The organism is Sphingomonas sp. BRN-1R, assembly GCF_057748035.1.
Genome location: NZ_CM173236.1, coordinates 2,257,904 through 2,270,717, shown reverse-complemented (window position 1 = coordinate 2,270,717; position 12,814 = coordinate 2,257,904). Strand labels below are relative to the sequence as shown.

Sequence of the window (12,814 nt, the reverse complement as noted above, 5' to 3'; positions counted from 1 at the left end):
GGGCGGCGCGAGACGACTCGCGCCGCCCTTCTTTTGCGTCAGGTGCGGACATAGAAAAGGTGCGTGCCGACCCGCGCCACTTTGGTGAGGGAGTCGCGCCAATAGGGCACCATCCAGTCCGCATGGTAATGCGTAGCGCGCCCGATATCGGCGAAGACGTAACCCGCCAGCGCATGCCGCGCCGCCCGCCGCGCCGCATCCCAGCCGAGATGCACCGGCCTGCGCGCGAACGATCCGTCGCAGGTGAAGGAGAACTGGCAGCCGGTGGTACGTGTATAGCCCTGATAGACCACCCCGCAGATCGTGCGCGGGAAGCCCGGCGCGCGAACGCGGTTGAGGATCACCTGCATCACCGCCTGCTGCCCGCGCCGATCGTCGCCCGCTTCGTAAAGCGCGGCGGTGGCGAGGCACTCGGCCGCCTGCGCACGCGCCGCCGGCCCACCGCGGAACCGGTAAGGCGCCGCACGGACGCGCCGGCTCAGCACGATCGGCACCGCCGCGTTGGAGGCGCGGGCCTGCGCCATCGTTAGCGGGCGCGGTGCGTCGGGCGCGGTTTTGGCGAGCCGCCACGGGCCGAACAGGCTCGCGGCGAGGATGAGGATGGTTGCCGCGCCGAACACCAGCAGCCACCGCTCGGCAGCAACGTCGCGGTGTGCGACGCGCTTGGCCTTGCGGCGCTTTGTCGAAGTCCTACGTCGTTGCGCCATCGCCTGCGCCGCCTAGCCGAACCTCATGCGCAGCGCAGCCGCTTTTCTGCCGCTGACTATCGCGTTCGCGGCGAAACGGTTAGACGAGGCATATGCGTATCTTCACGATCGGTTACGAAGGCGCCACGCAGGCAGACGTCGTGCAGGCGCTCACGGACGCCGGGGTCAAGCTGCTCGCCGATGTGCGCGCGGTGCCGCTGTCGCGCCGGCCCGGTTTCTCCAAGAACAAACTGGCGGCGGGGCTGCGCGAGGCGGGGATCGACTATATCGGCCTCAAGGCGCTCGGCACCCCGCCGGAGGGCCGCGAAGCCGCGCGCAAGCACGATCATGCCCGGCTCGGGGCGATTTACGCCGGGCAGCTCGAACTTCCGGAGGCGCTGGCGCAGATGGCGCAACTCCACGCGCTCGCGGCGGAAACCCCGACCGCGCTGCTGTGTTTCGAGCGCGATCCGTCCGGCTGCCACCGCTCGCTGCTCGCCGAGGCGGCGATGCCGGAGGCGGAGGTTGTCAACCTGTTCGCCTGAGATCAGCGCGCGAGCTCGGCCTCGAGTTCGCCGAGCGACTTGCCCTCGTTACGCGGCGCCCAGATCGTGCCGACCAGCCCGCTGATGACGAGGAAGCCGGTCAGGATCCACGCCAAAGTGTGGAAGCCCGTCGCCGTCAGCACCGGCACGAAGAACGACCAGAAGCCGAGCGTCACCCGCACCACCGCGAACATCACCCCCTGCGCGGTGCTGCGCAGCAGCGTGGGGAACAGCTCCGAACTCCAGAGCTGGAAGAAGCATTGTGCGCCGAAACCCTGACCGATCGCCATCATCAGCACATGCACGATCGCCACCGGCAGGGTCAGGGGAAAGACCGCGAGCAGCGCCATGCCGACGACCTGAATGATCGCGGACGCCGCGAACAGTGCGCGCTGGTTCACCTTGTCCGACAGCGGCATGAAGATGAACGCGATCGAGAGCATGCCCGCCCCGAAGCTCAGCATCTGGAGTGTGACCGACATCGCCTGCGTCTGGCTGCCGACGGTGCGCAGGATGTACGGGAAGAAGAAACCGTTGGTGCCCGCCCACAAATTCCAGAACAGATACATGCCGACGAGGAACGCCATGCCGCCGATGTAGCGCGGCTGGAGCAGATCGCGCAGGCCCACGCGCCGGGTGGCGGCGACGGACTTCTCGGCCGCCTGCGCTTCCAGCCAGTGCGCGCTTTCGTGCATGCTCGATCGCAAAAAGGTCAGCACCACCGCGAGTATGGCGAGATGCGCGAACACCAGCCGCGCGCCGAGCAGCCCGAGCGGCGCGACGACGAGGAACAGCAGCAGCACGACGACCGGCCCCAGATACCACAGCACCTGCGCGACGCCGCTATGCTTGCCGCGCTCACGGTCGGGCGCGATCTCGGCGATCAGCGACCAGGAGGCGGGAATGTCCGCACCGACCGCGAGACCGACGAGGAAGAAGCCGAGCACGATCATCCACGGCGTCATCGCGAACACCAGCCAGCACATGCCGAACGCGTAGAACAGCATGTCATACTGGTAGATGCGCTTGCGCCCGAACTTGTCGCACAGCCGCCCGCCGATCATCGCGCCGAGCCCGGCCGAGATCGCATTGGGACCGAGCGCGGCGATCACCCCGACCAATGTCGGGCTCAGCCGATACGCTTCCATCCACAGCGCGAGCGCGACCCCGCCCGCGACGATCGAGCCGGCGTCGATATAATTGGCCAGCCCGGCGAGGATCGTGTTCTTCCAGTCGGTCCGTGTAGAACCGGGCTGGGCTGCGCTATGCGGCAAGGCGTTCTCTCCCGGATGGTCTGGCGCCCGTAAGGCTGGGCTTGTTGTTGCCGCGACCCTATCGCGGCGGAGCCGGTGGAGCAAGAGATGTCGCTTCGATCATTTTCGATTTCGGCAAGACAATTGACGCGAAGACTTTCGGGTGCTTTCGTTTGCGCAAACGAGGGAGGATGGCTTGACCGTATCGCGACGCACGATTTTAAGCGGAACGCTCGCCGCCGGCGCAATCGCCGCAGCACGCCCGGCGCACGCCGCGCCGGCCACGCAGGTGGAGCGCTGGGGCGTGTTCGAGGTGGCGCTGCCCGGACCGGCGCAGGGCAACCCCTTCGATGACGTCCGAGTCGCAGGCGTGTTCGAATGCGACGGCCGGAAGGTGCGCGTTCCTGGCTTCTACGACGGCGACGGCACGTACCGCATCCGCTTCAGCCCCGACACGCTCGGTCAATGGCGCTGGCGATCGGAGAGCAATGTCGAACCGCTCGACGGGCGGAGCGGCACGTTCCGCTGCGGGCTGCCGGGCAAGGGCAATCACGGGCCGGTGCGTGTCTCGCGCGACGGGTTCCACTTCAGCTATGCCGACGGCACGCCGTACCGGCAGATCGGCACCACCAGTTACTCCTGGGCGCTGCAATCCGATGCGAAGTGCGCGGAGACGCTCACCACGCTGCGCAGCGCGCCGTTCAACAAGATGCGGATGCTGGTCTTCCCCAACGTCGCATCGGTCGCGACCGACCCATTCGTGCGCACCGGGCCGGGCCCGCGCGACTGGGATCCGACGCGGTTCGACCCCAGCTATTTCCGCCGCTACGAGGATCGCATCCGCAAGCTAGGCGAACTCGGCATAGAGGCGGATATCATCCTCTATCATCCTTATGACGCCAAGCGCGGCTATTCGGACATGGCCCGCGCCGATGACGAGCGCTACGTCCGCTATGTCGCGGCCCGGTTCGGCGCGTTCCGCAACGTCTGGTGGTCGATGGCCAACGAATATGACGATGTGAAGACCAAGCGCACCGAGGATTGGGACCATCTGTTCCAGGTGCTGCAAGCCGCCGATCCGCACGACCGGCTGCGCTCGATCCACCAGATCAAAGTCTATTACGATCATCGCAAGCCGTGGATCACGCATGCCAGCGTGCAGAACGGCCACGCCGTGCTCGACGACGGGCGCGCCGAACTGCACCGCGCGATGACGGGCAAGCCGGTGATCTTCGACGAGGTGTGCTACGAGGGCGATATCGCCAAGCGCTGGGGTAACCTCTCCGCCGAGGCGCTGGTCGAGCGGTTCTGGTGGGGCACGATCGGCGGCACCTATGTCGGCCATAGCGAGACCTTCGCAAGCGATCGCAACGCCGACCTCTCATGGCTGGGGCAGGGCGGTTCCTTACGGGGGCACAGCGCGCCCCGGCTCGCCTTCCTGCGTCGCGTGCTGGAGGAAGGGCCGGTGCCCGGCATCGAGCCGATCCAGACGTGGTGGGGCTATCGGCTCGGCGGCAAGGAACAGGAATATTACCTCCGCTATTTCGGCGAGGATACGCCGAAGGCGTGGGCGGTGGCGCTGCCCGGTCGCGGTCCCGAGGCCTTGCGCCGCTACCGCGCGGACATCATCGATACGTGGAACATGACCATCACTCCGGCCGGGACTTTCGACATGGCGCAGATGAACGACTATGACGTCCACGATCCCGCCCGCCCGACCCTTGCGCTGCCGGGCAAGCCGTGGATCGCGGTGCGGCTGGTCCGCGCGTGAGCGATGCGCTGATCGCGGCGTTGCGCCGTGCCGTCGGCGTGCAGCACGTGTTGACGGGGGAGGCCGAGACGCACCGCTTCCGCACCGGCTATCGCTTCGGCCTTGGTCCGGCGCTGGCGGTGGTGCGGCCGGGCTCGCTGATCGAGCTGTGGCGGGTGGCGCAGGCGGTGGTCGAGGCGGGCGCGATCCTGATCCCGCAGGCGAGCAACACCGGCCTCACCGGAGGGTCCACCCCGGACGGCGACGACTACGACCGGCCGATCGTCATCGTCTCGACCATGCGCATCGCGGGGGTGCATCTCGTCAGAGACGGTGCGCAGGTGGTGTGCCTGCCCGGCGCCACGCTTGACGTGCTGGAGAGGACGCTCGCGCCGCTCGGGCGCGAGCCACATTCGGTGATCGGATCGTCGTGCATCGGCGCTTCCGTGCTGGGCGGCGTGTGCAACAATTCGGGCGGCGCGCTGGTGCGGCGCGGGCCGGCCTATACCGAACTGGCGCTCTACGCGCGCGTCGATGAAGGCGGCCGGCTGGAACTCGTCAATCACCTCGGTATCGACCTTGGCGACACGCCCGAGGAGATCCTCGGGCGTGTCGAGCGCGGCGGCTTCAGCGAAGCGCAGGTGCGCGATACCGGCGCACGCGCGTCCGATCAGGATTATGCCGCGCACGTCCGCGATGTCGACGCGGCGACGCCGGCGCGGTTCAATGCCGACCCCAAGCGGCTGTTCGAGGCGTCCGGTTCGGCGGGGCATGTCGTGCTGTTCGCGGTGCGGCTCGATACGTTCACAAAGGCCGCGGCCACGACCGTGTTCTACATCGGCTCGAACGATCCCGCCGATCTCGGCCGGTTCCGCCGCGAGATGCTGGCGAGCAACCTGCCGCTGCCGATCGCCGGCGAGTATATCCACCGCGACGCCTTCGTGCTGACCGAACTTTATGGCCGCGACACGTTCCTCGCGATCCGCTGGCTCGGCACCGCACGGCTGCCGGCGTTGTTCCGTTGGAAGGACCGGGTCGACGGCTGGTTCCGCCGCATTGGGCTGCGCGACGTGTCCGACAAGGCGATGCAGGCCGCCACCCGGCTCGGCCCCAGCCATTTGCCCAGGCGCCTGACCGACTTCCGCGACCGGTTCGAGCATCACCTGATGCTGCGCGTGGCCGAGGCGGATGCCGATGCCACCGAAGCGCTGCTCACGCGGGTGCTGGGTGCGGGGCAGGGCGCGTATTTCCGTTGCACCAAGGCGGAGGGCGATGCCGCCTTCACCCATCGCTTCGCCGCCGCCGGGGCGGCTGTGCGTTACCGCAGCGTGCATGCGCGCGAGGTGGCCGACATCGTCGCGCTCGACGTCGCGCTGCGCCGCAACGACGCCGACTGGTTCGAGATGCTGCCGGCCGACCTCGAACAGGGTATCGCGCACAAATTCTATTACGGCCATTTCTTCTGCCACGTCTTCCATCAGGATTACGTGATCCGCAAAGGCCATGATCCGCTCGCGATCGAACACGCGATGTGGGCGCTGCTCGATGCGCGTGGCGCGGAATATCCGGCCGAACATAACGTCGGGCACCTCTACAAGGCCAAGCCCGCGCTTGCCGATCACTATCGCGCGCTCGACCCGACCAACAGCTTCAATCCCGGCATCGGCCAGACTTCGAAGTGCGCGCACTGGCGATAAGCTGCACGCGCCGCCTCACTCAGAACGATTTCGCCGCGAGCGCGCATCCCAAGCCGAGGTGGTTCGTTGAAGGGGCGAAGGAGACGAGATCATGGCAATGCCCCCCGAGACCGAAGAACCCGGCTTCGAGCACGACGTGAACGAACTGCCGAAGGATCAGAACACGTCGGAACAGACACTCGAAGAGGAGCCCGCCATCGAGGAGGCTCAGGAGGAGGCCGCCGAGGAGCGCAAGGAAGGCGGCTACCAATAGGCGGCGCGCGCCGTCGCCGCTGCGAGCGACGGCGCTATGTCTCCGCGTCGGTTCCGCCGAACGCGGCTTCGATCGCGCCCAGCAGCGGCGGCGGATTGCTCAGCAGATGCTCGGCGTGATGCGCGGCGACCCAGCCGATCGCGCGACGGAGCGTAAAGCCAGCAAGCCGTGGACGGCGCACGCCTTCAGCCCGGTAGCAGTCGGGCATGACGGTGATGCCTAGACCGGCTGAGATCATCTGCAACACCCGCTCGTCATTAGTCGAGCGCAGCGCAAAATGCGGACGGATGCCGCGTTCGGTGAAGAAGCGGCTGGTTTCCGCCAGCGCCTCGCAATGACGACGGACGATCATCACCTCGCTGGCGATCTGCTCGGGCGCGAGTTCCGCCTCGTCGGCAAGCGGATGGTCGTGCTGGACGGCGAGACGATAGCCCTCGCTCCACACCGGCCGTTCGATAAAGCGGCCAGCACCGCGATCGACCAGCGTCAGCGCGATGTCGACCCGTCCTTTGGCGAGGTGGCTGACGATTTCGCGCTCGCTACCGTACACCAGCTCGAGCCGGTGTCGCTCGCCCGGCCGGCTGAGCGCTATGCCGCTCGCTAGCACCGCGCCGGGCACGCTAGTGAGCACGCCCAGCCGCAGCGACGCGAGGTTCGCCGATCCGCGCATCGCCTCAGCCGCGGCGTTGAACTCGCGCTCGATCCGGCGCGCATGCACGAGGAAACGCGCGCCTGCATCGGTCAGTTCGACGCGCTGGTTGGACCGGACGAACAGGGTGTGGCCGACTTCGCGCTCCAGCTTGGCGATGCCCACCGACAGCGTCGGCTGCGAGACGTTGCAGGCCGCCGCCGCGCGCGAGAAATTCCCCTGATCGACGACGGCGGTGAAATAGCGCAGCAGATACCGGTCGATCATAGAGCGCATCTATGCGGCCGCCGTTGCGATTTCAAATTCTGGCCAACCGGGCTGCCGCGATTGGCCGCAAGAATTAATGCTTCAACTGCTCGCGGTTCAGGCCCCGCGTGATCCCCGACGCGATCAGGGCAGGCGAGCGCCGCGGCGTGCTGTTCCCGCTCATGACGTGTCGCGCAGCGGCTCCGCATCGCGGCCGGTGCCCGGACCGGCCGCGTCGCTGGCATCAACACCCGTTGCGATAGTTCTGCGCGCGGTCGTGGTTCTGGTCGAGGTTCTTGCCGAGCAATCCGCCGCCGACCGCGCCGAGGATCGTGCCAAGCGTCCCACCGCCCAGAACGCTCCCGAGAACCGCGCCGCCTGCACCGCCGGCGATCAGACCGGTCGTGCCGCTGGAACGACGGCAATCCTGATAATACCGACGCTGGTCGCCACGATAATAGCGCCCGCCGTTATAGGCGCGCTGATCTTGCCCGCGATCGTAATCATACCCGCGTTCATAAGCGGCGCGATCATGATAGTCGTAACGCTGCGCCTGAGCGGGCGCCGCGACGCTCATCGGCAAGATCACGGCGGCGGCGAGGGCAGCGGCGAATTTCTGCTTCATCATCGTAGGTCTCCTTCAGGTGATGAAGACACTTTGCCGATTCGCGTCTGAAACGGTCCTGAACCCGTTGTGCAACAGCGGTTCAGCTTCACGAGACCTCGTCGGCTCGTTCCGATGTGCCTCAGGCTTTTGTCACATACGCGTCGCGAAGCCTGGCGAGATCGGCAATGTCAGGACTATCTCGTCGCAAAGGCATCCGGCACTTTCGAGCGCCGATAATTGTTGGCGTGAACTGGGTGCTTACAAGGCGATAGTGCCGAGGCGACAATCCCGCGTAACCACTGATCGGTGTTTGAAAGGTGGTGGACGCACTTGGGCTCGAACCAAGGACCCGCTGATTAAGAGTCAGCTGCTCTACCAACTGAGCTATGCGTCCGTACCGTTTTGAGTGGGAGGCGTTGGTGCGCGTCCCCGTCGGGAGGCGCGCTGATACCATCCGCTCCGCGCGATGCAACCCCCTTTTTGCTACCAGCGTACGGTTTTTCGGTTCTGCCGGTCGATCGACATCAGCACGCCCAGACACAGCATCACCGTCATCTGCGCGGAGCCGCCGAAACTGATGAGCGGCAGCGGTACGCCGACCACGGGCGCGAGCCCCATCACCATCGCCATGTTGATGGAAACGTAGAAGAACAATGTCGTGGCGAGCCCGGCGGCGGTCAACCGGGCGAAGCGGCCTTCGGCTGCCTGTGCGACGTTCATGCCCCAATAGATGATCGTGAAGAAGGCGAGGATCAGCAGCACGCCGCCGACCAGTCCCCATTCCTCCATCATCGTCGCCAGCGCGAAATCGGTATGTCCCTCGGGCAGGTAATCGAGGTGGCTCTGCGTGCCGTTGAGGAAGCCCTTGCCGAGCACGCCGCCCGACCCGATCGCGATCTTCGACTGGCTGATGTGATAGCCGATGCCGAGCGGGTCGCTCTCGGGATCGAGGAAGACGAGGATGCGGTTGCGCTGATAACCGTGCAACACGAAGTTCACCGCCAGCGGCACCGCCGCGCCGATCGCCAGCGCGCCGCCGATGAACAGCCTTAGCGGCACGCCCGCCAGGAACATCACGGTCACGCCGCTCGCGCTGATCATCAGCGCGGTGCCGAGATCGGGCTGCTTCATCACCAGCGCGGCGGGGACGAGGATCAGCCCCATCGCCGGCCAGACCGCGCTGAACCGCCGCGTCTCGCCCGCCGGCAGGCCATCATAGAATTTCGCAACCGCCAGCACGATCGCGAGCTTCATCAGTTCGGACGGTTGCAGGCGGATGATGCCGAGATCGAGCCAGCGCTGACCGCCACCGCGCACCGCGCCGATTAGTTCGACCAGCACCAGCAGCACCACCAGCCCGCAATAGGCGGGCAGGGCGGCCTTGCTCCAGCCGCGCGCCGGCACCAGCGACAGCCCGACCGCGCCGGCGAGGAACACGAAGAAGCGCACCCCTTGCGACAAGGCCCATGGCCGCACGCTGCCGCCGGCGGCCGAATACAGCACCAGCAGGTCGAAGCATCCGATCGCCAGTGTCAGCAGGATGATGATCCACGGCAATTGCGAGATCGGCTTGGGAACGTAGTCGCGCGCGCTCACTGGTCTGCCTCCGTCGTGCCGTCGGCGGCGATGCTGTTGCCGGCCGCGGTGGTGCGCGCCACCCGTTCGGCTGCGGACACGTCGGCGGCGGTGGCGGCGTTGACGGCGGGCGCCTCGGTCGGCGCGGTCACGTTGAGTTCGGTCTGCACCGCCTGCGCAGGCGGCGGCGCGTTCGCGGCGGCGCGATAGGCGGTCGCCTCCGCCGTCATGCGCGTGCGGATGTCGCCACCCCAGGTCGGCTCGAGTTCGGCGAGCGTCGCCAGCGCTTTGTCGCGATCGAACATATAGGTCATGATGTCGCGACCGATGCCCGGCGTGTCGAGATTGCGCACGGTATGGCCGCCGTGTTCGAGCACGACAGCGGTGGCGTAGCGCGGCTTGTCGGCGGGCGCGAAGCCGATGAACAGCGCGTGGTCGCGCAGCTTGAACGGCAGCGACGCGTTCTTGAGCACGCCGCCGGCGCGCTCCGCCATAGTGATGCGGCGGACCTGCGCGGTGCCGGTCTTGCCGGCAATCGCGACGCCGGGAATCTGCATGCGCGCGGCGGCGCCGGTGCCACCACCGTTGACCACGCCGAACATCGCATCGCGCACTACCGCAAAATGCTGGGGGTCGATCCCAAGATCGGCCGGTGTCGGGGCGGTGCCAGCCAGAATCGTGGGGTGAAGCGCCTTTCCCGAGGCGAGGCGCGACGCCATGACGGCAAGCTGAAGCGGATTGGCGAGCACATAGCCTTGGCCGATCGACGCGTTGAGCGAATCGGCGACCGTCCATTGATCCTTGTATTTCCGCAACTTCCACGCGGGATCTGGCACCGTGCCGTAACGCTGCGAGGCAAACGGCAGGTCGAATTTTTGCCCCAGCCCCATCGACCGCGCGACCGGCGCAATCGCGCCATAGCCGACCCGCCGCGCCATCTCGTAGAAGTAGATGTCGCAGCTCTGCATGATCGCGTTTTTGAGATCGAGCGGCCCATGCCCGCGCTTCTTGTGGCAGTGGAAGATGCCATTGCCGACGCGCAGCGCGCCGGAGCAATTCACCCGGTCGCTCGCGTTCACGCCGGCGGCGAGCAGCGCGAGACCGTTCATCGGCTTGACCGTAGAACCGGGCGGATAAAGCCCTTGTAACACCTTGTTCATCAAAGGAACATGGTCGTTGTCCGACAGCATCTTCCATTCGAGATGGCTGATCCCGTCGGAGAAGCTGTTGGGGTCGTAGGCCGGCATCGAGACCATCGCCAGCATCTCGCCGGTGAGGCAATCGATCACCACCGCCGAACCCGAATTGGTGCCAAGCCGGCGGGCGGTGAACTCCTGTAGCCCGGCGTCGATCGTCAGCCGTGTCGTCTGGCCGGGTGTATCCGGGCGGGTGGCGAGTTCGCGCACCAGCTTGCCGCGCGCGGTGACTTCGACCCGCTTGGCACCCGGTTCGCCACGAAGCTGCTTTTCGAGTGTTTTTTCAAGACCATCCTTGCCGAGTTTGAAACCCGGTACGAGCAGCAAGGGATCCTTGGTCTTGAGATATCGCTCCGCCGAAGCGGCACCGACATAGCCGGTCAGATGCGCCACCGCAGCGCCCGCCGGATAACTGCGCGCGAAGCCCCGTGTCGGGGCGACACCCGTCAGTTCGGGCAGATGAACGCTTACCGCCGCGAACCGCTCCCAATCGAGATTGTCGGCAACCTGCACCGGCTGGAAGCCGGCCGCGTGCTTGAGATCGGCGGCGATGCGCGTCATCTCCTCGGGCGGAAGCTGGAGCAGCCGCTGGAGTTCGGCGAGCACGCGCTCCTTGTCCTCGAGCAGATCGGGGATCAGATCGACGCGGAAATCAGTGCGGTTGTTCGCGATCGGCGCGCCGTGGCGGTCGACGATCCATCCGCGACGTGGCGGCACCAGCGTCATGTTGACGCGGTTGCTTTCGGACAACAGGCTGTAATGCGTATTCTCGGCGACGGCGAGCCACGTCATCCGTCCGGCGAGTACCAGCGCCACGCCGCCCTGCACGGCGCCCAGCATCATCGCACGGCGCGAGAAACTATAGGTTTGCGTGGCTTCGGTGACGATACGCGGTGGTCGGCTCATGCCGGTTCGTAATCCCGATCGAGCCAGGCGCAAAGCAGCGATGCCACCGGAAACAGCATGATCGAGGCGAGCACCTGGAGCAGCAGCACGGTATCGACATGCGCGCCGAACGGCACCGCGATGAAGCGGCCTGCGATCAGGAAGAAGGCGGTGCCGCCGGCCGCGATCAGCCAGTTATGCCAGAAATCGCGGAACACCAGCCGCTCGTCGATCATGTCGATCATGAAGAAGCACAGGGTCCAGACCGTGATGGCGAGGCCGAACGGCTGGCCGCTGAGCAGATCGTCGAACAGGCCGAGCGCGAGTGGCGCCCACACCGGAATCGCGTTCGGTCGAAGCAGGCGCCATGCGAGCAGCATCAGCAGCCCGATCGGCGGCAGGAAGGGAAATGCGGCGATGGTCGGCCACACGCTCACGCACGAGCCGAGCATCACCGTCAGCGCAGGCATGAACTGCCCGAAGCTGGTCTCGGGCGCCTCGTCGAACGGCCCGCGGCGCTGCCTCATGGCTTGGGTACCGCCGTCGGAGTTGGGGTCGGCGCAGGGGCGGGAGGCGGTGGCAGATAGGCGCGCTGGACGATCGCGAAATCGAGCGTGCTGGCGCGCATCACCGATTCCGCCAGCACGATGTCGCGGCCGTGGCGCAGGATCTTCGCGACCGGGACGCCCGGCGGATAGATCCCGCCCGCACCCGAGGTGACGAACACCTCGCCCGGCGCAAAGGTCGCGGCCGCGCTGCTGACCGAGCGGATATCGACCAGCCCGTCGCCACGCCCGACCGCGAGCGCCGGCAGACCGTCGCGCGTGCGCCGTACCGGCACCGAGCTTTCCGGATCGGTCAGCAGCAGCACGCGCGCGGTGTTCGGCCCCGCTTCGAGGATCTGGCCGATCAGCCCGTCTGGCCCGAGCACGGGCTGGCCGCGCTCGACGCCCTGCCAGCTTCCGGCGTTGAGTACGGCAAAACGTCGCGTGCTGGCCGGCGACGAGCTCACCAGCCGCGCCGCGACCACCGGCACACCGATCCGCTCGCGCATCGCGAGCAGCCCCTTCAGGCGGCGGTTCTCATAGGTGATCGCGCGCGCGCGCATCACCAGCTTGCTTTCGTCGGCGATCTGCTTGCGAAGCTGCGCGTTCTGGTCATGCACCATCACATAGCCGCCGATGCCGCCGGGCACCGAGCCGACCGAGCGACCGAACGACGACAGCACCGAGGAGACCGGCGCCGTCACTTCGGTGATCGCGCTGCGCGCCGCCCCGAACGTGTTGGGATCGAAATAGGACAAGGCGAGCAGGATCGCGCCGACCAGCGCCCCCGCCACGGCGAAAACATAGGTCGCGAATACGCCATATTGCGCCCGGCGCGAAAACCCCGGACGCCGATTGTTCGACGGCGCCATCAATCCCTCGTCCGATGCCGCTACCGGCGGTTGGAAGCCTGTCGTCCCTTACACT

At 66.8% G+C, this 12,814-nt stretch carries 12 protein-coding genes and 1 tRNA gene; 4 read left to right on the top strand and 9 right to left on the bottom strand.

Going from position 1 to position 12,814, the window contains the following annotated elements; all coding sequences use genetic code 11:
• Window positions 1-38: 38 nt before the first annotated feature.
• The gene (locus tag AC3ANX_RS10405; protein WP_488333216.1) at window positions 39-707 is read right to left on the bottom strand and encodes a cell wall hydrolase; all 669 of its coding nucleotides are present in this window, start codon (window positions 705-707) and stop codon (window positions 39-41) included.
• Between the two features lie 92 nt (window positions 708-799).
• Here AC3ANX_RS10405 and AC3ANX_RS10400 point away from each other — a divergent pair, with 92 nt between their 5' ends.
• The gene (locus AC3ANX_RS10400) at window positions 800-1,231 is read left to right on the top strand and encodes a DUF488 domain-containing protein (protein ID WP_488333215.1); all 432 of its coding nucleotides are present in this window, start codon (window positions 800-802) and stop codon (window positions 1,229-1,231) included.
• Between the two features lie 2 nt (window positions 1,232-1,233).
• On the opposite strand, the gene AC3ANX_RS10395 is transcribed toward AC3ANX_RS10400, so the two are convergent.
• Window positions 1,234-2,505: an MFS transporter gene (locus AC3ANX_RS10395; protein ID WP_488333214.1), complete on the bottom strand. Its 1,272-nt coding sequence runs from the start codon at window positions 2,503-2,505 to the stop codon at window positions 1,234-1,236.
• Between the two features lie 175 nt (window positions 2,506-2,680).
• Here AC3ANX_RS10395 and AC3ANX_RS10390 point away from each other — a divergent pair, with 175 nt between their 5' ends.
• The 3 genes from AC3ANX_RS10390 (at window position 2,681) to AC3ANX_RS10380 (ending at window position 6,184) form a co-directional block, all read left to right on the top strand.
• The gene (locus AC3ANX_RS10390; RefSeq protein WP_488333213.1) at window positions 2,681-4,255 is read left to right on the top strand and encodes a DUF5060 domain-containing protein; all 1,575 of its coding nucleotides are present in this window, start codon (window positions 2,681-2,683) and stop codon (window positions 4,253-4,255) included.
• Window positions 4,252-5,931 carry a D-lactate dehydrogenase gene (gene dld, locus AC3ANX_RS10385; RefSeq protein WP_488333212.1) on the top strand — a complete coding sequence of 560 codons (1,680 nt, stop codon included), beginning with the start codon at window positions 4,252-4,254 and terminating at the stop codon, window positions 5,929-5,931. Before AC3ANX_RS10390 ends, dld begins: the two co-directional genes overlap by 4 nt.
• Before the next feature lie 91 nt (window positions 5,932-6,022).
• Window positions 6,023-6,184: a hypothetical protein gene (locus tag AC3ANX_RS10380; protein WP_488333211.1), complete on the top strand. Its 162-nt coding sequence runs from the start codon at window positions 6,023-6,025 to the stop codon at window positions 6,182-6,184.
• 34 nt (window positions 6,185-6,218) lie between these two features.
• Here AC3ANX_RS10380 and AC3ANX_RS10375 read toward each other — a convergent pair whose 3' ends face one another.
• The 7 genes from AC3ANX_RS10375 to AC3ANX_RS10345 all read right to left on the bottom strand — a co-directional run bounded on the left by AC3ANX_RS10375 (window position 6,219) and on the right by AC3ANX_RS10345 (window position 12,759).
• Complete coding sequence (locus AC3ANX_RS10375) at window positions 6,219-7,100, bottom strand: LysR family transcriptional regulator (RefSeq protein WP_488333210.1); 882 nt, start codon at window positions 7,098-7,100, stop codon at window positions 6,219-6,221.
• A gap of 223 nt (window positions 7,101-7,323) precedes the next feature.
• The gene (locus AC3ANX_RS10370; protein WP_488333209.1) at window positions 7,324-7,707 is read right to left on the bottom strand and encodes a hypothetical protein; all 384 of its coding nucleotides are present in this window, start codon (window positions 7,705-7,707) and stop codon (window positions 7,324-7,326) included.
• 297 nt (window positions 7,708-8,004) lie between these two features.
• Window positions 8,005-8,080, bottom strand: a tRNA-Lys gene (locus AC3ANX_RS10365).
• Window positions 8,081-8,169: 89 nt separating this feature from the next.
• On the bottom strand, window positions 8,170-9,282 hold the full coding sequence (rodA, locus tag AC3ANX_RS10360) for a rod shape-determining protein RodA (protein ID WP_488333208.1): 1,113 nt from the start codon (window positions 9,280-9,282) through the stop codon (window positions 8,170-8,172).
• On the bottom strand, window positions 9,279-11,363 hold the full coding sequence (gene mrdA, locus AC3ANX_RS10355) for a penicillin-binding protein 2 (RefSeq protein WP_488333207.1): 2,085 nt from the start codon (window positions 11,361-11,363) through the stop codon (window positions 9,279-9,281). The genes rodA and mrdA overlap by 4 nt, the downstream gene beginning before the upstream one ends.
• Window positions 11,360-11,869, bottom strand: coding sequence for a rod shape-determining protein MreD (locus AC3ANX_RS10350; protein WP_488333206.1), 510 nt, complete (start codon window positions 11,867-11,869; stop codon window positions 11,360-11,362). The genes mrdA and AC3ANX_RS10350 overlap by 4 nt, the downstream gene beginning before the upstream one ends.
• Window positions 11,866-12,759, bottom strand: a complete 894-nt coding sequence (locus AC3ANX_RS10345) for a rod shape-determining protein MreC (RefSeq protein WP_488333205.1) — start codon at window positions 12,757-12,759, stop codon at window positions 11,866-11,868. The genes AC3ANX_RS10350 and AC3ANX_RS10345 overlap by 4 nt, the downstream gene beginning before the upstream one ends.
• Window positions 12,760-12,814 lie beyond the last annotated feature (55 nt).